23 protein-coding genes and 1 pseudogene are annotated in these 26,649 nt (G+C 48.7%); 3 read left to right on the forward strand and 21 right to left on the reverse strand.

Features of this window, described 5'->3' with window-relative positions; all coding sequences use genetic code 11:
- Positions 1 to 19 precede the first annotated feature (19 nt).
- From BCT27_RS14055 to BCT27_RS14080, 6 genes are all read right to left on the reverse strand, one after another.
- Positions 20 to 1,633: a BatD family protein gene (locus BCT27_RS14055; protein WP_102396076.1), complete on the reverse strand. Its 1,614-nt coding sequence runs from the start codon at positions 1,631 to 1,633 to the stop codon at positions 20 to 22.
- Between the two features lie 82 nt (positions 1,634 to 1,715).
- Positions 1,716 to 3,617 (reverse strand): vWA domain-containing protein, encoded by a 1,902-nt coding sequence (locus tag BCT27_RS14060; protein WP_102396055.1) that lies wholly within the window; start codon positions 3,615 to 3,617, stop codon positions 1,716 to 1,718.
- Positions 3,610 to 4,575 (reverse strand): vWA domain-containing protein, encoded by a 966-nt coding sequence (locus tag BCT27_RS14065; RefSeq protein ID WP_102396056.1) that lies wholly within the window; start codon positions 4,573 to 4,575, stop codon positions 3,610 to 3,612. Before BCT27_RS14065 ends, BCT27_RS14060 begins: the two co-directional genes overlap by 8 nt.
- On the reverse strand, positions 4,568 to 5,092 hold the full coding sequence (locus tag BCT27_RS14070) for a DUF4381 domain-containing protein (RefSeq protein ID WP_102396057.1): 525 nt from the start codon (positions 5,090 to 5,092) through the stop codon (positions 4,568 to 4,570). Before BCT27_RS14070 ends, BCT27_RS14065 begins: the two co-directional genes overlap by 8 nt.
- A gap of 1 nt (position 5,093) precedes the next feature.
- Positions 5,094 to 6,089: a DUF58 domain-containing protein gene (locus tag BCT27_RS14075; protein WP_102396058.1), complete on the reverse strand. Its 996-nt coding sequence runs from the start codon at positions 6,087 to 6,089 to the stop codon at positions 5,094 to 5,096.
- On the reverse strand, positions 6,086 to 7,042 hold the full coding sequence (locus BCT27_RS14080) for an AAA family ATPase (RefSeq protein ID WP_102396059.1): 957 nt from the start codon (positions 7,040 to 7,042) through the stop codon (positions 6,086 to 6,088). Before BCT27_RS14080 ends, BCT27_RS14075 begins: the two co-directional genes overlap by 4 nt.
- 196 nt (positions 7,043 to 7,238) lie before the next feature.
- Between BCT27_RS14080 and BCT27_RS14085 the strand changes: the two genes are divergently transcribed.
- Positions 7,239 to 7,502, forward strand: a complete 264-nt coding sequence (locus BCT27_RS14085) for a TIGR03643 family protein (RefSeq protein WP_102319171.1) — start codon at positions 7,239 to 7,241, stop codon at positions 7,500 to 7,502.
- Between the two features lie 11 nt (positions 7,503 to 7,513).
- Here the strand turns inward: BCT27_RS14085 and BCT27_RS14090 are convergent, their stop codons facing one another.
- The 13 genes and pseudogenes from BCT27_RS14090 to BCT27_RS14150 form a co-directional block, all read right to left on the reverse strand.
- Positions 7,514 to 8,314, reverse strand: coding sequence for a hypothetical protein (locus tag BCT27_RS14090; protein ID WP_102396060.1), 801 nt, complete (start codon positions 8,312 to 8,314; stop codon positions 7,514 to 7,516).
- Positions 8,314 to 10,104, reverse strand: a complete 1,791-nt coding sequence (locus BCT27_RS14095) for a trypsin-like peptidase domain-containing protein (RefSeq protein WP_102396061.1) — start codon at positions 10,102 to 10,104, stop codon at positions 8,314 to 8,316. Before BCT27_RS14095 ends, BCT27_RS14090 begins: the two co-directional genes overlap by 1 nt.
- Before the next feature lie 164 nt (positions 10,105 to 10,268).
- Entirely contained in the window at positions 10,269 to 11,222 is a 954-nt protein-coding gene (locus tag BCT27_RS14100) for a ChaN family lipoprotein (protein WP_102396062.1), read from the reverse strand.
- 151 nt (positions 11,223 to 11,373) lie between these two features.
- Complete coding sequence (gene rlmA / locus BCT27_RS14105) at positions 11,374 to 12,189, reverse strand: 23S rRNA (guanine(745)-N(1))-methyltransferase (RefSeq protein WP_102396063.1); 816 nt, start codon at positions 12,187 to 12,189, stop codon at positions 11,374 to 11,376.
- A 533-nt stretch (positions 12,190 to 12,722) separates the two neighbouring features.
- Positions 12,723 to 13,499 carry a hypothetical protein gene (locus BCT27_RS14110; RefSeq protein ID WP_102396064.1) on the reverse strand — a complete coding sequence of 259 codons (777 nt, stop codon included), beginning with the start codon at positions 13,497 to 13,499 and terminating at the stop codon, positions 12,723 to 12,725.
- 144 nt (positions 13,500 to 13,643) lie between these two features.
- Positions 13,644 to 14,528, reverse strand: a complete 885-nt coding sequence (locus tag BCT27_RS14115) for a hypothetical protein (protein WP_102396065.1) — start codon at positions 14,526 to 14,528, stop codon at positions 13,644 to 13,646.
- Between the two features lie 387 nt (positions 14,529 to 14,915).
- Entirely contained in the window at positions 14,916 to 15,521 is a 606-nt protein-coding gene (locus BCT27_RS14120) for a hypothetical protein (RefSeq protein WP_102396066.1), read from the reverse strand.
- Positions 15,522 to 15,709: 188 nt separating this feature from the next.
- A pseudogene (locus tag BCT27_RS14125) lies at positions 15,710 to 15,862 on the reverse strand (arginase family protein); the annotation flags it as partial.
- Between the two features lie 160 nt (positions 15,863 to 16,022).
- On the reverse strand, positions 16,023 to 16,922 hold the full coding sequence (locus BCT27_RS14130; RefSeq protein WP_198597567.1) for a TIR domain-containing protein: 900 nt from the start codon (positions 16,920 to 16,922) through the stop codon (positions 16,023 to 16,025).
- A 110-nt stretch (positions 16,923 to 17,032) separates the two neighbouring features.
- Positions 17,033 to 17,644: a hypothetical protein gene (locus BCT27_RS14135; RefSeq protein ID WP_102396067.1), complete on the reverse strand. Its 612-nt coding sequence runs from the start codon at positions 17,642 to 17,644 to the stop codon at positions 17,033 to 17,035.
- Positions 17,645 to 17,888: 244 nt separating this feature from the next.
- Entirely contained in the window at positions 17,889 to 18,812 is a 924-nt protein-coding gene (gene speB / locus BCT27_RS14140) for an agmatinase (RefSeq protein WP_102396068.1), read from the reverse strand.
- Positions 18,813 to 18,867: 55 nt separating this feature from the next.
- Positions 18,868 to 20,787: a biosynthetic arginine decarboxylase gene (gene speA, locus BCT27_RS14145; RefSeq protein ID WP_102319177.1), complete on the reverse strand. Its 1,920-nt coding sequence runs from the start codon at positions 20,785 to 20,787 to the stop codon at positions 18,868 to 18,870.
- Between the two features lie 633 nt (positions 20,788 to 21,420).
- On the reverse strand, positions 21,421 to 21,927 hold the full coding sequence (locus tag BCT27_RS14150) for a YfbU family protein (RefSeq protein WP_017008594.1): 507 nt from the start codon (positions 21,925 to 21,927) through the stop codon (positions 21,421 to 21,423).
- A 204-nt stretch (positions 21,928 to 22,131) separates the two neighbouring features.
- Here BCT27_RS14150 and BCT27_RS14155 point away from each other — a divergent pair, with 204 nt between their 5' ends.
- Both BCT27_RS14155 and BCT27_RS14160 read left to right on the forward strand, forming a co-directional pair.
- Complete coding sequence (locus BCT27_RS14155) at positions 22,132 to 22,779, forward strand: energy-coupling factor ABC transporter permease (RefSeq protein ID WP_102319178.1); 648 nt, start codon at positions 22,132 to 22,134, stop codon at positions 22,777 to 22,779.
- Positions 22,780 to 22,869: 90 nt separating this feature from the next.
- Positions 22,870 to 23,226, forward strand: a complete 357-nt coding sequence (locus tag BCT27_RS14160) for a GtrA family protein (protein WP_102396069.1) — start codon at positions 22,870 to 22,872, stop codon at positions 23,224 to 23,226.
- Between the two features lie 90 nt (positions 23,227 to 23,316).
- On the opposite strand, the gene pflA is transcribed toward BCT27_RS14160, so the two are convergent.
- Together pflA and pflB are read right to left on the reverse strand one after the other, a co-directional pair.
- Entirely contained in the window at positions 23,317 to 24,057 is a 741-nt protein-coding gene (gene pflA, locus BCT27_RS14165; RefSeq protein WP_102396070.1) for a pyruvate formate lyase 1-activating protein, read from the reverse strand.
- Positions 24,058 to 24,349: 292 nt separating this feature from the next.
- Positions 24,350 to 26,626, reverse strand: a complete 2,277-nt coding sequence (gene pflB / locus BCT27_RS14170; RefSeq protein WP_102319180.1) for a formate C-acetyltransferase — start codon at positions 26,624 to 26,626, stop codon at positions 24,350 to 24,352.
- Positions 26,627 to 26,649 lie beyond the last annotated feature (23 nt).

Consider the following 26,649-nt stretch of genomic DNA (forward strand, 5'->3'; position numbering starts at 1 on the left):
TCGCAATCTCGCAATCTCGCTACGGCACCAACCCCTTCAGCGACGACGCTTCCTTCGCATTCACCTTCACTGCACGCGCTTGCTTCAATAAACCCAGCAACGTGCGGTTTTCCCATGCGGTAGATTCAGCGCTATAGCGGCTTGCCATCATGGTGCTGACTTCAGCGTCAATGCTGTCGCGAAGCGTTTGTGGAACAGCACTGAAATGCGGTTCTAGTTGCCATTGGCGGTAAGCGGCGGCAACTTTGACAGCGTCATTCTCAGCCACTGCGGCTTCCAATGAAGCCAGCGCAGACGTACCCGAAGGATTCGAAGACACTGCTACATTGGCAGGTATCGCGACTTGCTTAGGTTTGCGCAGGTAAAGCGCCAAGGTGACAAGCCAAAGCAGCGCGAATGCGCCTGTTGCCCACGGCCAATAGCCTGCTTGTGTGACGACCTTTGTGGTGACAGGAGCAGGTGCGAGCAGTGTTTGCTCGGCATTTGGCAATATCGGTTGGGAAGACTGAACCTCATCACTCGGAACGACATTAAGCGTTAAGCCAGAAATGGCGCTGGTTTCTTGCTTTCCTGTGGTGGTGTTAAACCAATTAATCGACACAGACGGCAGCGATACTATGCCCGCTTCTCGAGGGATGATGACCTGTATCATGGTCATGATGGTGGCATCGCCATCTTGTCGGTATTCCGGTTTTTCTGAATACACGCGAACACGCGACGGGTAGGTCACAGACAGGTTTGGCATGGCGCTTTGCGCGATGTTTTCAATTCTTAAAGCAATAAAGCGCGTGATGGGATCGCCAACCTTCGCGGCTTGCTCGGCACTACCAGAACCTTCACCAGTTTCTGGCTCCCAGCGTTGTGACAGCGTCAGAGATGGCGTTGGCAACCAAAGGCCTGTGTATCCCGCAGGTTGACCTTGAATGGACAGCGTTTCAGCATTGGCTTGTCGACTTATCGGTAAACCGAGCGTTGAGTTCCAGCGGTTTCCTTCGACTTTTGTGCCCGTGAATACCGCGCCGTTTAAGGTCAATTCGCCCGCTTGGTTTGGGGTGATTTGATATTGACGCTGAATCGCAATGTATCGGCGACCGTTGCGCACGGTTTCCGCTTGTTGATCTTCACCGACTTGTTCCACGGTTAAACCGTCACCGAAGGGCGCTTGCAGGGCAGGAGAATCCACACGCGTACCAATCAGCAGTTCAACGTTGTAGCTGAAGGTTTCTCCGATGTAGCCGCTTTGTCGATCAAGGCGAACATTCACTTGAATCGATTGGTCATTGGCCTGTTGCGCACGTTGGCTCGCTTCAACCACATTGATGCGAATCGGTGCGGTGGCATAGTCTTCAAGCTGAAAACTTGGAATGGTGAACGTGCCAAGTTCCTTTGCAGCAACAGCGATGCGAATTTCCGTTTTACGTGTCATGTCGCCGTTGATGAACGAGGTGCTGTTACTGACACTCGGGCGACCATAGGTGAAATGTTCCGCAAGCGCGATCAGGTCGAGATCATCGGTGTCGACGCTGTCATTCACGGAGAGGGTCAACTGAAACGGCTCGTTTATCGCCACGACATTTTTGGATACGGTGGCGACCGCGTCTGCGGCTGAGGCCGAAAGCGGCAATAAAGCCATGAGCATTATCACCATGAGTGAGAGGCTCTTAAGGCGTTGTGATAGTGAGTTCAATGCAATTCTCTGCTTTGTCATTGTGCGTTTACCATGAGTTTTCGGTTGGCGCTGGCATGTCTTTCTGCCTTGCCTGTAAAAGCATTTGTGCGCGGATCAGTCCCGCGGTGTCATTGGAAACTTGCTCGAGTTTTTTCAAAACAGGGTGGCTGGCGGAAAGGCCATCTTGATTGTCGCCTGCCTCTGTGCTTTCACCTTGCGCGTAAGCTTCAGCGCCTTCTTCACCCTCTTGGGGTTGGGATTCCGATGCTTGTGCGCCTTGATCCTGTTCTTCGCCTTGCTGTGATTTTGACTCAGCTTGGCTTTGCGCGTTTTGCTCTTGTTCTTGCTCGCCGTCAGAGGACTGTCCTGATTGTTCGTCTGATTGCGCGTCGCTTTGTTGCTGATCAGATTGCCCTTGCTGATCGCTGTTTTGTCCCTGTTGTTGGTCTTGATTCTGCTGACCTTGTGGGTCGTTGCCTTCTTGGTTTTGACCGCCGCTTTGATCTTGCGACGATTGGCTTTCATCGCCTTGCTGTTGATCGGATTGCGATTGCTCTGATTGAGACTGATCAGACTGTTGGCCGGAGGAATCTTGATTTTTTTGCTGCTGCTGTTTTTGCTCTAACGCCTGCTTCACCACATCCAAGTTCTTTTTGGCATCTGCATTGTCAGGGTCGCTTTTCAGCACAGACTCAAAGGTTTCTTGGGCTTTCTCTAGCTCGCCGGCTTGTGCATAGGCATTGCCTAAGTTGTAGCGAGATGTTGGGTCATCAAGCGCAGACAACGTATCGATTGCCCCTTGATAATCCCCGTTTTTATACTGCGCGATGCCTTTCCATTCTTGGGATGAAAAGCCATTGACTGCTTGTTCAAAGTCGCCAGATTCGAATTGAGCGTAAGCCTGTTGATCATCGGTTTGGAACACGGCAGCCGAGACGGGATGAATCGGCACCATCACAAACATTAACGCCAGAACAAGACCACGACGAAACCCCAATAACGCCAGCAAAAGAACGGGAATAATCAGCCAGAAACCCGCATTCAAACGTTCTTCTACCGATTTACTTTTCCCTTGTGCAGCGCCATCTATCGGCTTTTCAGTGAAGGCGACAATGTTGTCGACATCACGATTGGTCGGTTGCCACATTTGCAAAATACCGCCTGTTGCTTTGGTGATGGGCGACAAGGTATCCAACGTGACTTTTGCCACCACGGGCGTGCCGTTTTGTTCGATCAAACTGCCGTCTGGCAGTTGAATAGGCGCACCTTGCTGCGTGCCAATCGCGAGCACTGACACGCGATATTGGCTGCCATCAAGAGTATCTAACGTGGCTTTTGATTCACGGTCTGTCATGCCATCGGTGATCAGCACAATGTCACCGTCGGCGAAGCCAGCTTGCGAAAGCAGTTCCATGGCTTGCACCACGCCCGCAGCGGCATTGCTGCCGGGGATGGGCATGATCTCTGGTGAGAGTTCTGGGAGCAGGGTTTTCAGCGTCGATGCATCGTCCGTTAATGGGCTGATGATGTAACCGTCAGCGGCATACGCCACCAAGCCTGTGCTGCCTTCTTTCCAGCCGGGCAACATGTCTAATGCTTTAAAGCGTGCTTGTGTCAGGCGGTTTGGCGACACGTCGGTGGCATACATGGAGCGTGACATGTCCATGACAAGCACACGCGCCCCCGCCAGATTCACGGCAGGCATTTCATTTTTCTGCCAACTTGGGCCGGCTAATGCGAGCACACTCAGCAACCAAGCAATGGCTAACACGGCCAGCGGCCAACGTTTTTGTTTTCCTGCTTCGGCGCGGTTGCCTGACAAGAGTTTGGACAGGTGCGGGGCGATCAAGCCTGATGTTTGCGCCTTTCCTTTCACCCAAGGTAAGAGCAATGCCAGCGGCAGTGCCGCGAGCAACCATTGGGGATACATAAAGGTAAAATCAGCCATGACGCCTCCTTACCACAACAATTACCACCGACAACACCAGCGCAAAGGCCAGTGGGAAACGGAAAAGCTCATCACGCGGACGCCAGGTTTGTTGCGCGCTGGAGATGGGTTCAAGTTGGTCGATGATTTGGTAAATCGTTTCTAATTCTTTGGGATCGCGTGCGCGGAAATATTCGCCGCCCGTCATCTTGGCAATTTGTGTCATGGTTTTTTCGTCGAGGTCTTGTGACGGATTCACCATGCGAGACCCAAACAAACTGCGTTGACGCATTTGTTCTGCACCCACACCAATGGTGTAGATGGTGACATCGTTGTCTTTTGCCAGTTGCGCCGCTTCCAACGGATCAATGACGCCCGCGGTGTTGGCACCGTCACTGAGTAAAATGATCACCCGCTGCGGCGCTTTGCTGTCGATAAAGGTTTTGGTTGCAACACCCAGCCCTTCACCAATGGCGGTGCTTTTGCCAATCAGACCCAGAACAGCGCGATCAAGTTGCTGCGCCACTGTGTTGCGATCCAGCGTCAGCGGGGTTTGCAGATAACCATGATCCGCGAACAGCACTAACCCCAAACGGTCGCCAGAGCGCTTTTGAATGAAATCTGACAATACGTCTTTCACCGCAGTGAGGCGGTCTGTGGTACTGCCACTGGCAGTCACCATGTCCTCAATCTCCATCGAACCTGATAAATCGACAGCGAGCATCATGTCGCGGTGCTCTGGCTGAATCTGCACTGGTTCGCCGTACCACATTGGGCGCGCCAATGCGGTGATAAGCCCGAGCCAGAACAGCGCCATCAAGACATGCTTAATGCGGCTGGAGCCTTGTTTCTCACCAAGCCCTTCAGGCAGACGCGGCAAGTGAATGGCAGCAGGGCGTGGAATGGGTTTCGCCAGTTTGAACACCAGCCAAGGCAAAGGGAGCAGGGCAAACGCCCACCACCATGTAAATTCAAACATGGTTTTCCTCCTTCGCCGCAGGTGTGTACAAAGATGCGCGCGAGGCCTTTGGCGGCAAAGCATGTTTGAGCCAGTTTTCAGTCAGCGCTTTGCAGGTGGCTAACTCGGAATCGGATAACCCTTCTTTGGAGAAAATGCCTTTTTGCCAAAGATCTTGGTGGGCTAAAAACCCGTCTTTGTCGCAACTGTGCTTATCAGGACATTGCACGTCGAGAAAGCGCAACCAAGCCGCGCCGGTTAAACCTGCCACGTGTTCACGATCGAAATAACTCAATGCGGCGCGTTTGAGCAGGGCGTTCATGTCAGCCAAAGAGGAGACCGTGTTCAGTGCTTGCAGTGCTTCTTTTTTGGCGCGTGTTTTCTTCGCACGTGCGCGAAGCCACATCACGATCATGATGATCACGGCCAATGTTGCGGTGATAACCAGCCACCATCCCCATGCCAGCGGCCAAATGCCCGGCGCGGTTTGCAGGTGGATATCAGCCAAAGGAAGTGTGTTTGACGTTGGAGTCGCCATGTTACATCGTTGCCTTATTCGTGTGCTTACCCAATTGCTGCAACAGGGAATGTGCAGCCGTCACCGAATGCAAAGGGATCGCCAGCGATCGCGCCAATTCGACGATAAATGCTTGGTGACGTTGATACTGCTCGGCTAACCCATCACGGGTTTTACGGGCAGAGAAATCAAGCCATGCGGTCTGTTTGCTGTCAGCCACCAATTCATGCCCACGGAACGCGGTTTGCCCTTGTTCGAGCGGGTCGGAAACCTGAATGAATTGGATGCGGTTATGCTGGCGTAATTGGCTCAGTCGGCGTTTGTCTTCCATTGTCAGAGAATAGAAATCACTGATGATGGCAATTTCGCTGCCTTTTGAGCACAGGTGGTGCAAATGGCGCAGCATGTTTTGCCAGCCTGCTTGCGGCGTACTGTTATCAGAAGCGCTATCGACGGAAGCAGTATCAATGGCCAGCATCTCCGCGTGAGCTTCCATCAAGGCATGAATAATGCTGAGCGGCCCTTGCTGTCTTGCCGTCGGTTTGCATTCGCGTAAACGCACGCCGTTATAAATCACCGCGCCGATGCGATCTTGCTGGCTCACGGCGAGCCAACTGAGCAAGCTGGCGAAGTGCGCGGCTTGCACGGACTTCAACATCAACTGCGAACCAAACTTCATGCTGGCGCTAAGATCGATAGCCAGCATCACCGGCTGTTCGCGTTCCTCGGTGAACAACTTAGTGTGAGTCTTTCCCGTACGCGCAGTGACGCGCCAATCGATCGATCGGACGTCATCACTCGGCTGATAAGGGCGTACCTCAGAAAAGTTCATGCCACGGCCTTTGTGTCGGCTGCCATGCTGCCCGCTTAACTGCGACCAAATGCTGAGGGCGGGGGGTAACCAGCGCACCGCTTGTTGCCGATAGTGAAGCAGCTCTGCCAAGCACAGGTTCACGCCATCGCTGTGTGCGGGCAGTGCCTGTGATGACGAACCGTTATGGGCGTTGCTCACGCTCATACACTGGCAACCTGACCAATGAGGTGTTTCACCACGCTGTCAGCGTCAATGCCTTCGGCTTGTGCTTCATAGCTCAGCAACAGACGGTGACGCAGCACAGGGTAGGCCATGGCTTGCACGTCTTCCGGGGTCACGAAGTCACGGCCCGCAAGCCATGCGTGAGCACGTGCACAGCGGTCGAGTGCGAGCGTGGCACGCGGGCTGACACCCATTTGCAGCCATGCTGCCAACTGATCGCTGTAGCGGCTTGGCTCACGGGTCGCCATTACGAGGCGGATAATGTATTTCTCCACGTCGTCAGCCATGTGAATGCCCAGCACCGCATTGCGCGCCTCAAAAATGCTCTCTTGGTTGATGTGAACAGGCTGCTGTTTCTCAATCCCCAAGGCTTCACCGCGGTTCAGACGGAGGATGTCGAGCTCGCTGTCTTCGTTAGGGTAATCGACGTTTAGCTGCAGCAAGAAACGGTCAAGTTGAGCCTCTGGAAGCGGGTATGTGCCTTCTTGTTCGATTGGGTTTTGTGTCGCCATTACCAAGAAAAGCTCAGGCAAGGCATAGGTTTGACGCCCTGCGGTGATTTGCTTTTCCGCCATGGCTTCAAGCATCGCTGCTTGCACTTTGGCAGGCGCACGGTTGATTTCATCTGCCAGCAACAGGGAGTTAAAAATCGGCCCCGCTTGGAAAGTGAACTCGCCCGTTTCTGGACGGAATATGTCTGAGCCTGTCAGGTCTGACGGCAACAAGTCGGGCGTAAACTGAATGCGGTGGAAATCGCCTTCGATGCAATCGGACAACACTTTTACCGCGCGCGTTTTTGCCAATCCCGGCGGGCCTTGCACCAAAATGTGTCCGTCGGCTAACAATGCAATCAGCAGTTGTTTGACGAGATCGGGTTGGCCGATCACCTGACTTTGCAGGTAAGCATTAAGGCGTTGAAAAGTATCAGCTAGCATGGCGAATATGACCTTGGTGTATCGAAAACAAAAGGAAAAAGATGAATCTCAGACCGCGTTAGGATGAAGAGGTTCCACCTTATTGATATGGAGCGTTTTAATTGTGCTTTCAAGGGGCTGAAGAAGAGAAGCATCACAGAACCTAAACCAAAGCGGTGTGTGCTCCGTATGTTTGAGTCGAACATGGAGGCAAGCGATGAAACACACCTTTAATGAAGAAGACACGTCACGCATCATTGAAATGGCATGGGAAGACAGAACACCGTTTGAAGCCATTGCGACCCAATTTGGCATGATTGAAAGCGATGTTATCCGCTTTATGCGTTATCACCTGAAATCAGGCAGCTTCAAATTGTGGCGCAAACGCGTGTCAGGCCGAATCACCAAACACGCGATGCGACGCCCTGAAGGCATTGAGCGGGGCTACTGTTCGACACAGTACAAACACCGCGGCAAGTGATCGGCCTTGGGCTAGTTCATTTCAGGTTTCGTGAAAACATCATTTAACGCCGAAATAAGGGTTTCTTCACTGGCAATCCAGCCCACGCCGTTCACCGATCGCAGGAAATACTGGCCTGACGACGTCGTGAAAACCGCCTCCACAGAATCTTGCATTTGAGTAATGCTACCTGCGGGGTGTCCATGGTTATCAACCAGCTCCCAATTGGTGACACCTTGGTTCCACGTTTCCTCTGATTTCACGATGACTTGAATGCGTTCATCATCCATCGCGGGAAGCGAAAATCGCTGTCCTGGGGCCAAGGAGTCTAAGCGGGTGTCGTCAAATTCGATGAAGTGTTTTTCATCCATGGATTGCACGTCCGTGTAGTTTTCAAAAACCGACTTGGCACTTTCGCTCGCGCGCCACAGTGTCAGATCCACATCAACAACCGTCGGTATCGGCACGACTTCGCTATCGCGCTCATCGCTTACCTCCAGCACATTGACGTTTGCTTCGGCGAACGCGGAGATGTCGGCGTCGAGTGCATCCAAGGTGTCAGATTGGGGCGCAACTAACTCAAACTGCACGGCAGGCGCAGTGAGCGTTTGTGTTGATGCCGATGACAGCCCCGTTGATTCAGGTGAAACCAACTGTGCTGTCATCGGGCGTTCCGCGAAACCGTTCTCCATACCTTGCTTTTCGTCACTCTCATGTGAAACACCATGATCAGCAGATGACGTTGGCGCATCGATCAAAAGAGACGGCAAGAAAGCCACAATGACACCAGAGATAAGGCTAGTGATGGCAATAACGACCAGATAACGTTTCATTATTGACCTGCGTGCTCTAAGGCCAATTTGAACGTTAACGTTTTATTGAAGCTTGAGTGCCAGCCTTTTCCTGCAATGTTAAACAAGCTGTCATAACGTCCTTTTGGCAAGGCGGCGTTATCTTCTGCAGAGTAAGACACGCGCAATTGGCCGTATTTCGCCCCGTTCGAGCAGTACACGCCATTGTTCATGGTTGTCCAACCACATCCCGCATAGCGAGAAGCGCGCAACGTTACCGTTTGAATCTCTTTGGTATCGCGGTTTACGGCTGGCACGTTTAACGTCGACCATGTATTGAATCGGCCGTTCCAAACGCGTTGCGTCGCATCACTGGTGGTTTCACCTTCGCTCAAGTAATACACCGAACCGTTAACCGTGTTGTCGTAGCGAACCGTGGTAAATGCGCTGGATTGCGTGACAGTGCCTTCGATGTTAGATGCGCCATCGACAAGAATGCTGGTGTTGAGGTTGATCGCGGTATTGTAGCTGTGGTCATGCCAACCTTTTGCATTCAGCGAGAACGTGCTTTTGTACAACCCTGAGGGTGCAGCCTGGTTATCAGAGGCGTTGTACCATACTTTCAAACTGCCTTTTGAGGCGCTTGGGTAGCAATACACGCCGTTGTTAATTTCACCCCAGCCACAGTAGGTTTGGCGTTGTGAACGCAGCACGATGTTATGCGTGCCGCCCGTGGTTTGGTTCACCATTGGTACCGTAAGAGGTGTGTAACCACGAGGGTATGCCCATTTGCGGTTTGTTGGGCCTGACACATTGTCACCCGCAAGGTAATACACCGTCCCTTTTACATTGGCTTCAACATCTTTCAGCTCGACCGCTTTGCTTTCGGTTAGCGTGCGAGAGCGTGTAACCGTATTGACGTTAGGGAAGATGCGTTTCAACCATGCTTGGTGCGGCGCGACACGGCCGTGGCCTGAATATTGGCTTCCCCATCCAGCCCACCATGATGTAATGCCCATCCCGACAAATTGGCCTTCACGCCATTGCCATGTGGTAGAGCCGCTATCGCCCGGTGCAGCATATGCCCAAGCGTCTTCGGTGTTTGCTTTGTTACGTAAACAACCGCCAACATCTTGCGTGACGTTTGCAGCGCCATACGCGCGACCTGAAGACAGCCCCCCAAGGCTTGGTGTGCCTTGGCGACCATAGCCAGCGAGTGTCATGGGTTGACCCACGTAGTGATCAAAATCCGCATCATCGGCATAGATAGGCTGTGGCACTGCACTCCCATCACTGCTGATTGGGTTCGTGAGCAAAGGTATCTCGAGAATGGCTAAGTCAGATTGACACCCGTTGTAACCGATGAAGTGGTTCGTGGACACACCGGATGCGACAAGGCGACCATCGCCCGTGCGGAAAGAAATGTTTTGGCCTGTGTAAGAGGATTCTTGTGATTTGTTATCCCCGGCGACACAGTGCGCGGCCGTAATGATAAATGCGGTATCCCCATCATTGCCAAGCCAGGTTGCGGTACAGAGCGCGCCACCGGCGACAATGCGACCGACAGCTTCAAAACGCGGTTCGAGAGAAATCGCTTTGAGGTGGTCATAAACTTTGCGAACAACGGTGTTTTCATTTGAGAGTGAGCCGCCGAGCTCTGTGTATTTCGCATCACTGACACCCACAGCGAATGCGCCTGTTGAGAGAGAAGATGCCAATACGGCTGAGGCTAAAAGCGTCGGAATTAAACGTGTCGGAATAAAAAAGGGGCGATGTGATGTTTGATTTGATGAGACTTTGGCCACTGAAGCCAGTGTTTTAGTTGTTTGCATTTCCCTGCACCTTGACGTTGTCGATTACGTTTTCCGGTGCATCTTGCGATATTTACGCCACTCAAGGGTTCTTGATGATGAGATTATTGTCATGATTAGAATGTGGTTATGTAATCCTGAGTGGCACTGTTTCTGGGTGTTTTGCCTCCGTGTTTGGCTATGCGCTATTCACAGCTGAGAGATTTTCTCGATGTGTGCCGCATCTTGCCAATTGCCGCATTCATTTCTTCTTCTGAAAGCCATTGCTCAGGAAGTGGTTTGACGATCAAACGGTAATCGTCAACGTCATTGGGAAGCGGATAGTCCTCGGTTTGCGGCGAAATGATCGCGATCTTTAAATCAGGATTGCGCTGGTGGATACGGCTGGCAATCCCTAACCCTTCCTCAACGTGAAATGCCCCAGCCACATGCATCACCGTGAAATCAGGGTGTGTGGCGAGAAAGTCCACGATGCTTTCCGCCATGGTGTCATCCCATGCAATTTGAGCAAGGTATTGATTCTTGGTTTTCTCTTCATCGCCATGAAACATCACAGAGAAGAACTTTTCTTTATAAGGCGATGCCTCTGACGACAATTGCCGAGCCACATGCTGGCGTTTATCAGCAGGTAGCGAATCGAGATAGCCTTCTCCTTTGGATGACAGGCAACGCACGATGTCTTGCGTGGTGTTCGCTGCAATCACAGGCAAGGCTTGCTGCTTGGCGATTTCTATTAAAGGTCGGTAATCACTGGCGTAATTCGGCCATTTTCCGGTGTAACTCGTTAAGGCTTGTTCACCTCTGTCGCCATTCAAATACGCATCTATCACGGGTTGGGCAGGGCGAGAGAATTGCTCCATGGACAGTGCCGTTGCAGGGCGTCTTTCCGCCAAGGTTGCCAGCAATTGCGCCTGAAACAGATGAATGCCCGGGTGCGTGTGCCATTCGCCCACCAAAATAACGTCGGCATCGCTGACCGCATTGGCAAACTCATTTAAGGAATAGGGCGTGCCGCCTGACGATTCAATGCGGTAATCGTACAAGGTGGTGGCAGGAACCGGCGTTTCTTGCAGGTCTAGCGGATGGCTACAAGCAACCAGCAAGGTTGTCAGGAATGCGGAGAAGAAGGCACGGGTCATAATGCGAATCCATCAGTGAGAGAGTGCTTCTTTCAAACTACCTCAAGATGCACCGCTCGGCGAGTTTCACCGTGGATTAAATTACATAAACAAAACGCGGCTCGCCTGTGACCAGAACGAACCGCGTTGCGCTCAAACAAGAGTTTAAGGCTTAGGCGTTTTTACGGTAAACGCGCAGTGTGAAATCCGCTTCGCAATCAAAGGCGGTCGCGTCTTTCAGGGTTTGCCAAAGCGTTTCAGGTGCGCGCCACGCAAACGGCGTCATTTGCAGCAAGGTGGTTGCATCGTCGCTGTTCAACGTCATTGGATAAGCGACAGACTGCTCCGCTTCCAGTTCAAACCCTGGCAAATCTTCCACCGCCACATCGTGCAGTTTCACCTCTGAGTAGATGCCTTCTTTGAGCTGGTAAAGATGACGAGGGCCAGGGGTAACCGTCACGACCACGCCGCCGTTTTTCACGGTGCGTTGCAATTCTTCACCGTTACAGGGCGCGTAAATGCGCACAACCGCGTCCAGTTGATCATCCGCAAACGGCAAGCGTTGGCTTGATGCCACCAAAAAATCGCAGTCACGGTAACGCTTCGCCGCATAACGGATCGCGATTTTTGAAATGTCTAAACCAATAACCTTGGTGTTCGCCATTTGCGCATCAAAGTAGCTGGTGTAATAGCCTTCGCCACACCCGATATCAAGCAGCTGCGTGCTGTCTTCTTTGCTGATCAAACCGCGCAACAAATCACTCACCGCATCACGCATTGGTTGGTAATGCCCGCCGTTCAGGAATTGACGACGTGCTTGCATCATCTCTTTATTGTCACCGGGATCTTTCGAACGTTTGTGCTGAACAGGCAACAGGTTTACGTAGCCTTCTTTTGCCAGATCAAACTGGTGATTGTTGACGCATTTGTAGGTGCGTTCAGAAAGATTCAGCGGCTGCTGACATAGCGGACAAAGATAAGATGACATAGTGACATTTCGACAAGGATGGATGAGCGGCAAGGATACGGTGCAAGGGCTAGGGGTTCAAGCAAGGAGAGGAGAATAGAAAGAGAAAATTGCTCGGGAGAGGCTTTAAAATCGACAGCCCAAGGTTAAATGGCAAAGCAATGCTGCACTAAAACATCTGTTACTACCGAACTCTTGCCGACTATATAGCTGTGGGAATGTTCCTAGCTAAATGTGTAAAGGATGTCCCCGGTATTACTTATGTCCACGGTTTGTTCAGCTCTTGATCCTCCCCACTTTTCAAGGGGGGAGTTAGAGGGGGGTTATGGCTACGGAGAGCAAGTGTTTGGGTATTGCCGCTGAATGGCTTTTGGACAGGAATCAGTTAGGGCTATTACTCTAAAGTGTTCACTTCGGATAACTACAGGTTGGGCAAAACGAAGTAGATTGCTTTATTGTTCGAGAGCATTGGCTGCTAACGCAGCCAAAAGAATGCTATTGCCTATTGACCGGAAAAGGGCTCATATGTGTTAGGTGTGAAATCGACTCTGGTACTACTTATTCTTAACTTCAGCCACTTTAATATCTGCTAAATTCTCAATTTTGAAGGATACCCCTTCTAGGTTTACTATCTTAAAATAATTTTCCAATATCATATCCCCCCTATTGATTTTACTGACTAGAGCATTTTGACCATAAACTCTTAGCACAACATTGTCTTTATTTATAACAGGAAAAATTGTTGTCGCCTTTGCTTCACTCAAACCAACAACTCGACAGAAAGCCAAGAGATACATTGAAAATATACCTATTATCATCAATGAACCATATCCATTTTTACTCGCTGAATATACCATACCTCTTGTTGGATTTTTGCTCTGTATATTTAACCAGTCTTCAAGCCGTGAATTATAAGTTCCCAACTTTTCACTCTCAAATAATGGTGGTGTTGCATCCAATGTAAAGTACAACACAGGAATAAAAAGAAAGTAAAAAGAACTCCTTATATCGAAGTCAGACATTAAACATACAAATATACCAATAATTAAGAGCAAACCATGTTTTGAAAAAAGACGAGAAATCCCCGTATTATGGAACTTCATGTTTATCAACGAAGTTAACATATCAAGAACGTAGAATATCAAGTAAGAAACACCTATAAGAACAGCACCTGTTATTAGCAAATTGGAAACATCAATTTTAATGAATTCCTTAGGTATTGAAAAATATCCCGTATATCCTATTTCATAAAATAATACAGATAGATATGCCAAAGCTGTTACAAATATAACGGTTATTCCGTCGCTGATTGTAAAACTATTTTTACTCACGTTCACCTCTTAACTAAGAGAACACCCAACATAAAAAAGGGTGTTTACCACCCCAAACTTATTAAAACACCTAAATCTCAGCATTTCTTTGAAAAACTGCGCCACGAGTAAATGTCCACGTTTACTGTTTTGTTAGGAAAATTTTCACGCAACACCTTTCATTTCCCGCAAGCTTTCCTTGAAATGTTCATTAGCTTTATTAAAACTGCGTTCACTAGCAAAGTCGTAAACATTTTTCTGGCTGTCGTTGTCTTTTGAGATACCAAAATCCGAGACTTGAAAATGAACAGTCGTTAGTCCTTTTGCCTTACTTTCAAAGTCCATGGAAAAAGAACATAACGTCTCGATTAACTTGCATAACTCAATTGTTTTATCAAGTAGACGCATTGATTTAACAAGGTATGTTGAGCTATAAGAACCAAACAAATCATGTTCCGGTAGATATTTATAAGTTTCCTTATTTATATAAACAGCTATGTTTTTCAACAGCTCAACATAGCTTTTATATTCATCTTCTTCCAAATCTTCATTCACATTGTCTGGATATTTATCATAAAGGTGATGTGGCATCTTCTGCATTTTTTCTAGCAAAAATATCAGCGTAGGACAAATTGAATAATCTCCAGATTGTGAATTAGGATATAGCTTTTTATGTGCATACCGAAAATCAATACCCTCCGCATCTGAGGACTTTTCAGAATACTTGACAAATTCTTCTAGGTGCTTGTAATAGTTTGCAAAGTTGTTTTGCGAGCCTGTTATTCTTATTTGCTCTTTCGTTTGTTCCGACCGATGGTTAGCAGCAAGGAGTGCAACGATGGGGATTACAAGAGCTAGAATTCCTAATGGGAATCTGAATGTTGATATGAATAGGTTAAACCCGTTAGAACTGAAGTCCCATACCAAAGGGGTATGCGACGTAATTACTGCCCCAGACACAATAGCCAAAATGAACAAAATTACGATTGCTGACCATACAATTGGTAGGTGAAGAAAACTTTTAGATGGATTAAAAAACTTTGATGTCATTCACTGAATTTCACATATAAAAATATCGGCGAATTATACGGAATAACGCACCAAATGGTAACTTATTTGCCTAACAACTTTTTAGCGGGCAACTTGCCCGTTTAGTACAAAAACGCCCGCCCGACTAATCCGCGTAAAATTGTCAAAATTTACCATATATCTTTATAAAATCAGTGGATTAATTTTTTGAGTTGCGACTTAAATGGGAGAATTCGGGCATCCCGTACTAAAAACGAGTACATTTTTACTATAGGCATGTATCTATGATTTTATAGAGTGGTAATTCATTAGAAAAACTTGGCCTTAGAGAGATAATTCAAGTGCCCAGATATTCATAGCACCAACTCACTTTGGGGCAACTTTGAGCCAGCAATGAGTTCGTAAACTTCAAGAATGACATGGGCTAATTTCAGGTAGTTTTAGCTGTTGTCTCAAAATGTCATAGACCTCTTCCATGCCGTCGATGCAATCAAACACGGTATCATTGTTGAAATGCCTGCCTGATTGTCTTGCTAGATCTGAGGAGACGTCGAGCAAGCGTTTCGTGTACTTGCTTTCTTTTCCAGTCCAGAAGCGCACAGTTCCAAAAGGCTGACCAATAAATCGCGTCACTTGAATCTTCGTTTCAGGCGTAAATTCAATGGATAGTGAACTACCACCGAGGTTTTTCCTCTCGATGATTGCCCGCTTATTGGTTACGACATAAACCGTATTTTTCCGAATATATTGGTCGTGAATTTGTTTACCGTATAGGAAGTAGAACACAACCATTGCCAGTAAAAAGATTGGTAATGCACTGGAAGGTGTATCAGCGATAGATATCGAACCAATGAGAACGATAGGAAGAAGGATCACCAGTAAGGTGATGTTCGAACCAATTGACGTCGAGTCTCCTTCCCTATGTATCCGCCCTTGATGAGGCTGCCCGCACCACAACACGCGTTCAGACTCTTCTAAGGGTGTATTGACCTTACTAGCATCAATGGAAATCACACTTACTCCCTAATACCTTGAGATCGTTCAGACAACAAAAAGCATCTGTGACACCGTCGCACAAAAAACAACCCCTAGCAAACGAACAGATCCCATCGCGCCTCATTTGAAAATGGTCAGCTTCTGATTCGTTTACCCACCTACAAAAACACCCGCCTATGCGGGTGTTTTTCTTCAGCAAGTTACAATCACTTCGCCTTGCGATTTGCTGCCCACACATGAAGCAGGTCGGTTGCGATGGTCGCGGCTGCCAGTGAGGTCAGTTCAGCGTGGTCATAGGCTGGCGCGACTTCTACCACATCCATACCAATCAGGTTGATGCCTTGCAGGGCGCGGGCGACTATTCAGTCTTGCGGATGTTTGTCGAGCGGGGGATTCATTTCGCCGTGTTAAGGTGCGAAATACGCTTTAACCCCCTGGCTAAACCATTAGAACTAAAGCACTCAATTCAATGATTGACACCACGCGGCCTAGCGTTTTGAGTCTTTTCTAAACACGTTGTTAGCTGTTTGGGATCTCATATCCAGCGTTACGTAATTCAGAATCTAACTCTCCTTTCCACGTTCCCGCAGCATCCATAGAGACGTAAACAACCCCACTAATATCATTTGGAGTTTCAACAGAGCCTTTAACCAAGGCTGCTACTCTTTCTCTCGACAGTTTTGCAATGAGGTAACCATGTTCAAAAACTACGTTCTGACGAGCCCTCCATTTAAAGCTCAAAGTATCCCTTTTAGCCCCGAGATCACACTCAGTATAAAGAACGATACCAAACCCAACATTGCTGTAATGATCAATTTTCTCAATAATAGTTCTCCCACCACTAGCCTGTAGGTGAAGAATAATTGGTTCTAAACCTTTAGATTCAACGTATGCTTTAACATCGTTCTTGGCGTGTTCATCATGCCCATGCACTATGAACACTTGATTCTTATTGAAACTAGATCCGTCCTCAGGTGGTAGGTTTTCAACTTCGAATTCTAGTGGTGAAACAGGAGGTGCTGGAGTTTCGATTGGTCTTAAGATATTAGGTAAGATTGCATTTTTGACTGCCCAATGAGTTCGATAGAACTCAAACTCGTCGATTCCTAGCTCAATAGCCAATTTTTCTATTATTTCTTTCGGAATCACACCAAAGTTGTCATCTCTTTCAAACGTAATTTTATAGTCTCTATATGAACGAGTGATGTTAGTAATGTTGGCAACAAAAGCCCCATCAGAGCAATGTTCTTGCATAAATAGTGCCGGGGAGTTTTTGAGTTCTCGGACATTATCTGCGTTCAAGTTTCTGTATCGCATTTGCGTTTCGGAATCAGAGTATTCAAGAAATCTTGATGCTGAAACAATAACCTCATTCTCGCTATCACTTGGTCCTGCATACCCAATTACTAAGTTGTACATATTTATCCTTTAACTTAAGTTGAAGAAAAAATCTAACGCTCGGATAATACGTATCCGCGATATACGCTTGACTGAATTTTAAATCCTTAACTACTGAATTGTAAAAGTTTTTAATGTGGGCGTATTGATGCATTTAGAATGCGACTAATTCCACTTTTATATATGTTATCCATTTCCTTAGTGTTTTCACCTTCGATAAGATAAATTTCATTCTTAAGAAGAATTAATTCGTCTAAAAAACCTAAATATTCTAGTTTTGTCTTATGAAGTTTGGATAGGTATTTAAATGAGTTGGCTTTGCATTCTACTTCAAAATCTAGGTTGCTAATACTTGATTTTTTTATTTTCATAAACTCTGCTTGTAACTCACTATTCTTTTCTTCTAATTCACAGGTCATCTCATCAAAAGAAAAATTTTCTCGCTGTCTATTTATAAGCATGTCAATGCTATTTATATAATTACCTCTCCGGTGATAGTAAGTATTACTTCTATTCTCATTGATCTGAATATGAATTGTAAAAACAATAGCCAACAATGATAGTGAACCAACTATAGAAGAAATCGTTCCGGACAAATATGAACCAAAATTCCCCCAGTGTTCAGAAGTTGAAGATAGCTCTTCACTGACATTGTGTATATAAAATATAATCGGTAACACAATTATAATTGTAAGCGCCGTTAACATAAGTCCCAAATACTTATATAATTTTCTATCTCTCATATACCCTTCAAAAATATGACAACTTATTAGCGAGCAACTTGCCCATTTAATTCTAAACCGGACATCCCGTACAAAAAATACGCAAATTTCACCATATACATTCTACTGCGCTTTACACAGACATTCTGCGTCTGAAAAATCTGGTGTTTTGGAAACGATCCAAGCACTCAGATACTCGAAATACCAACGTACTTTGAAACAAAAACACCCGCCTATGCGGGTGTTTTTCCTAAATGAGGCTGAATCACTTCGCCTTACGATTTGCTGCCCACACATGAAGCAGGTCAGTCGCGATGGTTGCTGCTGCCAGTGAGGTCAGTTCAGCGTGGTCATAGGCTGGCGCGACTTCTACCACATCCATACCAATCAGGTTGATGCCTTGCAGGGCGCGGATGACTTTCAAGATCTTGTCCGTGCTCAAGCCGCCGCAAACTGGTGTGCCTGTGCCCGGTGCGTAAGCAGGGTCAAGACAATCGATGTCGAACGTCAGGTAAACCGGACGATCGCCCACGCGGGTTTTGATCGCTTCCACGATTTGATCCACAGACCAATCGTTCGCGGTTGCGGCATCCACCACTTGGTAGCCCAAGGTGTGGCTGTGCTCGGTACGAATGCCGATTTGGATGGAGCTGTGTGGGTCAATCAACCCTTCGTTTGGCGCATGGTAGAACATGGTGCCGTGGTCGTACTTACTGCCCATGTCGTAGGTGTCGGTGTGGGCATCGAAGTGAATCAGTGCCATTTCGCCGAATTGCTTTGCGTGCGCGCGCAGCAGGGGCAGGGTCACGAAGTGGTCGCCGCCAAAGGTCAGCAAGGTTTTGCCTTCTGCCAGCAAGCTGGTGGCGTGGTCTTCGAGACGCTCACACATTTGTGCTGCGTCGCCGCAATCAAACACCAAATCACCACAGTCAGCGATTTTGATTTCTTTGGTGAGGGAGAAATCCCACGGCCAGCGTTTACCTTCCCACGCAAGGTTGGTAGATGCTTGGCGAATGGCGCCTGGGCCCATGCGGCTGCCAGAGCGGCCTGTGGTGGCCATATCAAACGGCACACCGGTAATAACAACGTCTGCATCGCAGCCTTGTGGTTGGAACACTAAAGGTTGGCGCAGGAAACCGAACGCGTTGGCGTACAGTGAGTAATCTGGGAAATTGGCGAGGGTTGCCATGGGTTAAATCCTTGCAAAAAGTGGCCGCCTGCGTCTGAGCAGGCAGCCAATGTCATTAACGGTTTTGGTGAATATCTTCGAGGTAGGTGTAGCCTTTCAGGCCTTCTGACAGCTCGAACAGAATCGACTCTTGCTCTTGTTCTGGCAGGGCTTTCACCATTTCTTCGTACTGGCTCAGGAACTCGTCTGCTTCTAAATGCACGTAACGCAGCACGTCGCCCACGGTGTCGCCGTGGTGGATGGAGGCAATCTCGTAGCCGCCGTCTTTGTTGCTGCGAACAACGGCTGAATCGGTGTCACCGAACAGGTTGTGCATGTCGCCCAGAATTTCCTGATACGCACCGACAAGGAAGAAGCCAATGCGGTACGGTGATGCATCACACCACGTCGGCACGGCAAGGGTGCTTTCAATGCCTTGGCCTTCTACGTATTGCTGCACCGCGCCATCGGAGTCGCAGGTAATGTCCAGCAGGACAGCGCGGCTTTCTGGCGCTTTATCCAACTTCGACAATGGCAGAATAGGGAACACCTGTTCGATGCCCCATGCATCCGGCAGCGATTGGAACAGCGAGAAATTCACGAAGAATTTGTCGGCTAGGCGGCTGTTTAGCTCGTCCAATACAGGGCGGTGTGCACGGTTCTTGTGGGACATCTTGCAAGACAGCTCGTAGCAAATACGCAGGCTGATTTGTTCTGCCCATGCACGATCAGAGAAGTTCACCAATCCCATGGCGAATTGCATGTGCACTTCCGCCAGATCGTTCTGGTTGTCGTGGTAGATTTCAACCAATGAGCGTTGATCCGTGGATTGGCTCAAGTCTTTAAATGAACGCCACATGTTGTGCAGGATTTGCGATGCGTCTTCCGTCGGTGCAAACACTTCTTCACGCTGGTAGCTTTCAACGCCCATCACATCGGTGATGAGTACCGCGTGGTGCGCGGTCAGGTTGCGGCCAGATTCAGAGATAATGCGCGGCATCTTGATGTCGAAGGCTTTACACACATCACCGATGGTGAAGACCACGTTGTTCGCATACTCGCGCTGGCTGTAGTTCATGGAACAACTGCTCTGGCTGCGCGTGCCTTCGTAATCAACCGCCAAGCCGCCGCCCACGTCGAGCGTGGTGATGCCAGCACCCATTTGATACAACTCAGCAAACACACGCGCCGCTTCGTTCACGCCAGAGCGCACGTCGCGGATGTTGGCGATTTGCGAGCCAAGGTGGAAATGCAGCAGTTGCAGTGTGTCCAGCATGTCCAGTTCGCGCAGGCGGTTCAGGACGGTCATGACCTGAGACGCTGACAAGCCAAACTTGGATTTCTCGCCGCCGCTCGCTTGCCATTTGCCTTTGCCCTGTGATGCCAAACGCGCACGTAGACCCAGACGCGGTTTCACGCCCAGCGCTTTTGCTTCTGCCAGCACGGTGTCGAGTTCTGAGAGCTTCTCGAGCACGATATAGACTTCATGACCCAGTTTTTCACCAATCAATGCGAGACGAATGTATTCACGGTCTTTGTAGCCGTTACACACGATCACTGAGCTGGCTTGCTGTGCCATTGCCAGCACCGCCATAAGTTCAGGCTTGCTGCCGGCTTCAAGGCCGAGTTGGCGTTCTTGGCTGGCGTATTGGCTTTTTAAAATTTCGCCGACCACTTCTTTTTGCTGGTTCACTTTGATGGGGTAAACCAGCAGGTATTCACCTTCATAGCCATAATCTGAAATGGCATCGTTGAAGTGGGTGCACAGGCTATCCACGCGGTGGTGCAATATCTCAGGGAAACGCACCAACACAGGCAGAGATGCGCCTTTGGCGATCAGTTCATCTGCCAGCGTAGAAAGGGCGATGTGGTTGTCCGGTTGGTTGGTGTCCGGACGGGCAACCACGTCGCCTTGTGAATTAATGTCGAAGTACCCTTGGCCCCAATATGGCGTGTTGTAGACATCACGGGCGTCGTTAATAGACCAATCACTCATGTTCTTTCCTCATACGGTGATTGGGTACATGCCAAATAAGCCATGAGCAGCGGGCTGCAAAGCGACGGCATATACCGAAAATTATGGAGATAACGATTGCGTTAACGCGAACGGTGTTAGCTGAGAAGACTCATTGAAAGTGCGTTTCTCGCGCTCACGGTAGCGTTGGATAGATCAGGAAATTCGCGTCATGGCGACGTGTTCGCCTCGATGCTGACTTTTTCCTGCGCGCCGTTGCCGAAAGGGGCTTGGGTTGATGTTGCGGTTGGATCGTAGCTGCGGAGTCGCAAAGGGTCATCAGGCTAAGTACCTGATCATCATGGTTTGCGAAAGGCTTCATTTTCATTCCCACACAGCCGTGCTGCAGACAGGCACGGTATGAAGAGACAGTGGCATGGATATGTGCGTTATTTCAATCGTTTAAGCACAGTGATCTGCCTGTATACACCTCGTCGGTATGATGGAACCCTTTGGGTGCATGGCGATTAGACAACCGTTTGGCAGTGGGCGCAAATAAATTAATTTGCGCGTTACGATGAGTGATTTTAATGATGAAAAACAGGCAATAAAAAGCCCTCGTCCAATCAAGGTTGAGGGCATTCTCAGGGTGTTTGGGTATCGTGTTAAACGCGATCAGGCGTTAACGATTTGGCACAATTCGTTGCCACATAGGTGGTACTGACGTGGGCAGTTGCGCCACACTTGCAGCATACGCTGGTATTTTGCCAGCATCGGCGTTTGGCTGTTGAAGTGGTGCGAGCCTTTATCGAATTGTGGGTAAAGGCCTTCGTTGTCTGTCAGGAAACGCACGTAGTGCATCAGGTGAGTTTCCGTTGCGGCATCAAAGCCCCAGAATTGCAGACGACGCTCATCCACATCGCATTCGCAGCGTGTGCCAGATTCCAACATGCGGAAAGACTCTTGCAGTGCGTGGTGCATTTCCATCACATCAACAACTTGGCGGCAAAGGTCTTCTGACATCTCGCCGAAGTTTTTGTCCAATTCACGCATTTGCAGGGCATAACCACGCTCTACAATGGTTTGTAGGCGTTGATACTTTTCTGCGTTTTGTGGATCAAGTTGCGACATCAAGGTGTACTGGTTAGAGAGGATAAGACGCTGAGCGTGTGTCATTTCCATTGTGGTGGCCTCAAAAGATAAAAATTCTTTATCCAAACAGTCTCTTAGCTATACGTTTGAAGTGAGAAGTTTGGCAATTCATGTGCCACAGATTAACAGTTGGTGTGGTTCTTTTTTTTGATCTGGACACAGGTTAGTTACGCTTTTTAACGTGAAATTTCACAAAATAGTCGACGTTTGAGAGCGAAAAATAACAGGGATTTTATGTTGTATTGGCAAGTATTTGGGTGGGCAGCCTTATTGGTCGTACTTTGGCTCTGTTGGCCCAAGGATGGCTGGCAGAAAATGCGCCAAGACAAAGGCTATCAACACTTGGTGTTTGCCAGTGGCATTGTGCTGTTTTGCTTGTGGGCGCTGAAAGCGGGCATTCGTGAAGGGCTGGATATTCATTTTCTGGGGATGACAGTGCTTACGCTGTGTCACGGTCCAAGGATCGCGGTGTGGATTGCCATGATCCCGCTTGCCTTGATGGTGGGCTTCGGCATGTTGCCTGCAATGGATGTTGGGCTCTACGCGGTGACCACGGCGGTGATTCCGGCCTTTGTGAGTTACGCCATCTTCTGGCTTTCCTACCGATATCTCAGTCGGCATTTGTTTGTGTATATCTTCATTGCGGGCTTCTTTAATGCCGCGTTTACTATTGTGCTGCATTTACTGGTGGTGTCGGCGGGGTATTGGGTATCGGGCCTCTATTCGTGGGATACCATCACCCATAACTACCTGATGCTGGCGGTGCTGATTTGGTTCCCGGAAGGCTTGCTCAACGGTATGGCGGTGACGCTGATGTCGGTTTATCGACCGCACTGGCTGCGCACGTTCTATGACAGGGAGTATTTGTCGCCGGATCGATGAAGTGCAACGCGCGCATTGACCTTTTTTCCACCTCGGCTCCGTTAGCCTTGTTCGCGGGTTTTAATGTGTCGATGGAAAGGAAATGCGGCAATGGCGGAGTTTCGTCGATTTATGGGGGTAGGGCTATTCAACACTGCGCTTGGCTATGCCCTTTATGCATTCTTTTATCTCTTTCTGAGTTTCACTCAGGCTTATACCGTGTCAGTCGCTATCGGCATTGTGGTGTCCTACATGCTCAATACCAAAATGGTGTTTCGAAGCCGTATTTCCCTTAGAACAGGCATTCTCTTTCCTGTGGTGTGCTTCGTGCAGTATCTCTTAGGGATTTGTTCGCTGAGGTGGCTGGTGGAGCAAGGCGGCATTCATGACTTGCTGGCACCTCTGTTGGTGCTTGGATTGACGGTGCCGTTTGGCTTTTTTGGTTATCGGTATGCGCTGAGGGGATGAAGCTATTTAGCTATTTAGCTATATAGCAGGAAAACAGGGAAGCGGAATCATTGGCTTGGGCGAGCACCCAAGCCAACGGGGAATCTGGGTTTAGTACATCACTTTCAAGCCGTAGCTTTCTAGAATGCTTTTCAGGTTTTCCATGGTTTCTTTCTTCGGTGGATTCACGTCTTTCAAGTCGTACTCATAACCCATCGCTTCCCATTTGTGGGCACCGAGTTGGTGGTATGGCAGCATTTCGACTTTCTCAATGTTTTCCATGTCTTTGATGAATTCACCTAAACGATGAGCAGAGTCTTCATCGTCGGTGTAACCCGGCACAACCACATAACGGATCCAGGTTGTTTGGCCACGCTGGTGTAGGTAGCGTGCAAAGTCCAACACACGCTTGTTTGGCACGCCAACCAGATTTTGGTGGATCTCATCGTTGATCTGCTTCAGGTCGAGCATGACAAGGTCGGTCACGTCCAACACTTCATCAATCACGTCAGTGTGTTTGCGGATATAGCCATTGGTGTCCAGACAGGTATGAATACCTTCTGCTTTGGCGGCACTGAAGAAATCGCGCACAAACTCAGGTTGAAGCATGGCTTCACCGCCAGACGCCGTGACACCGCCGCCAGATGCGTTGATGAAATGACGGTATGCAAGCACGTCTTTCATTAACTCTTCAACGGTCACTTCACGTCCGTCATCGAGATCCCATGTATCGCGGTTATGACAGTACTTACAGCGCATCAAACATCCTTGAAGGAACACGATAGAACGAATGCCCGGACCATCAACGGTGCCACAAGATTCAAAGGAGTGGATACGGCCATTTACCGACATGAGATTCTCCAAAACTACTGTAAAAAGTAAGGTGTTATTTTATTACAGTTCTGTGCGTATCTAAAGGGAATAAACGGAAAGAGGGCAAGGAATCTCAAGGTGTTGAAGGCTGAATGTAAGATCAGAGAAAATCGAGGTTTTTCGCGTCAAACTTAATGAGAACGGCTGTCATTAAGCCAGCGCAATGAAGGCTGAATAGTGCGGATAAAACGGGGTGTGGTTTGAGAGAAACAGACATAAAAAAAACACCTCCACAAGGGAGGTGTTTTTTATCACTCAGTGAATGCTCAGATTATAGAGATTCAGTGAATGTACGTGCGATAACGTCTTTTTGCTGTTCAGCAGTCAGAGAGTTGAAACGCACAGCGTAGCCCGATACACGGATAGTCAGCTGTGGGTAGTTCTCTGGGTGCTTAACGGCGTCTTCCAGTGTTTCACGGTTCAGAACGTTCACGTTCAGGTGTTGACCACCCTCGATGCCTGATTCGTGGTGGAAGTAACCGTCCATAAGACCAGCAAGGTTCGCTTTCTGCGTGTCGCCATCTTTACCCAGTGCGTTAGGCACGATAGAGAAGGTGTAAGAGATACCGTCTTTTGCGTGAGCAAATGGCAGTTTACCTACAGACGTTAGAGATGCTACTGCACCTTTCTCGTCACGACCGTGCATTGGGTTTGCGCCCGGTGCGAATGGTGCGCCAGCACGACGACCGTCAGGGGTGTTACCTGTCTTCTTGCCGTATACCACGTTTGACGTGATAGTCAGGATAGACTGAGTAGGCACCGCGTTACGGTAAGTCTTCATCTTGCGGATCTTGTTCATGAAGTTTTCAACAAGCTGACACGCCATGTCATCAACACGTGAGTCGTTGTTACCAAACTTCGGATAGTCGCCTTCGATTTCGAAATCGATCGCGATGCCGTCTTCGTCACGAACTGGTTTAACTGTCGCGTACTTGATAGCAGACAGTGAGTCAGCCGCTACAGATAGACCTGCGATACCACAAGCCATTGTACGGTAAACGTCACGATCCATCAGCGCCATCAAAGAAGCTTCGTAGCTGTACTTGTCGTGTGAGTAGTGGATAGCGTTCAGTGCGGTGACGTACTGAGTTGCCAACCAATCCATGAAGTTGTCTAGGCCAGACCACACTTTGTCGAAGTCTAGTACTTCGTCAGTCATTGGTGCTTGCTTAGGACCTACTTGAAGTTTCAGCTTCTCATCCACACCACCGTTGATTACATACAGTAGTGTTTTAGCAAGGTTTGCACGCGCGCCGAAGAACTGCATGTGCTTACCAATAACCTGTGGAGATACACAACAAGCGATAGCGTAGTCATCGTTGTCGAAATCTGGACGCATTAGGTCATCGTTTTCGTACTGGATAGAAGACGTATCGATAGATACCTTCGCACAGAACTTCTTGAAGCCTACAGGCAGTTGCTCAGACCAAAGCACAGTGATGTTTGGCTCTGGGCTTGGACCCATGGTGTAAAGCGTGTTCAGGAAGCGGAAGTTAGTACGGCTTACCAGTGTACGACCGTCAACACCCATACCACCCATTGATTCTGTTGCCCAGATTGGGTCACCAGAGAACAGCTCATCGTACTCAGGCGTACGTAGGAAGCGAACCATACGCAGCTTCATTACGAAGTGGTCGATCATTTCCTGAGCTTCAACTTCAGTGATCTTACCAGCAGCGATGTCACGCTCGATGTACACGTCTAGGAACGTAGAAGTACGGCCTAGAGACATTGCAGCACCGTTCTGAGATTTAACTGCAGCTAGGTAGCCGAAGTAAACCCACTGAACCGCTTCTTGAGCTGTGGTTGCAGGACCAGAAATGTCCGCACCGTATTTCTTAGCCATTTCTTTGATTTGGCCTAGAGCACGGTATTGCTCTTGAATTTCTTCACGCAGTTGCATGGTCATTTGTAGATCGTCGCCAGCTTCCAATTTCGCTTGTAGCGAATGGAATTGCTTAGCTTTGTCCTTCATCAGGTAATCTACACCGTAAAGTGCAACGCGACGGTAGTCACCGATGATGCGGCCACGGCCGTATGCATCAGGAAGACCGGTCAAAATACCTGACTTACGGCAGTTCATGATATCTGGTGTGTAGATATCGAAAACGCCTTGGTTGTGTGTCTTACGGTATTCTGAGTAAATTTTAGAAACGATAGGGTCAAGCTCGCGATCATACGCTTTGCAAGAACCTTCGATCATGCGTACACCACCGTTAGGGATAAGTGCACGTTTCAGTGGCGCTTCAGTTTGCAGACCAACGATCTTTTCTAGATCTTTGATGATGTAACCAGCGTCATGAGCAGTAATAGTAGAGATAACTGAAGTATCGAAATCTACTGGCGCGTGAGTGGAGTTCTCAAGCTTGATGCCTTCCATTACTTTGTCCCAAAGCGCGTTAGTCGCTTCAGTACCTTCAGTAACTAGGAAAGACTCGTCGCCTTCGTATGGGGTGTAGTTCTTTTGGATGAAGTCACGAACGTTAACTTCAGTCTGCCAGTCGCCGGCTGCGAAGCCTTCCCACGCTTGAGTAAATTGCTCTGCCATGATGTACCTACCTGTTTAAATTC

This window comes from Enterovibrio norvegicus (genome assembly GCF_002876705.1).
In the GTDB taxonomy this organism is placed as follows: Bacteria; Pseudomonadota; Gammaproteobacteria; order Enterobacterales; family Vibrionaceae; genus Enterovibrio; species Enterovibrio norvegicus_B.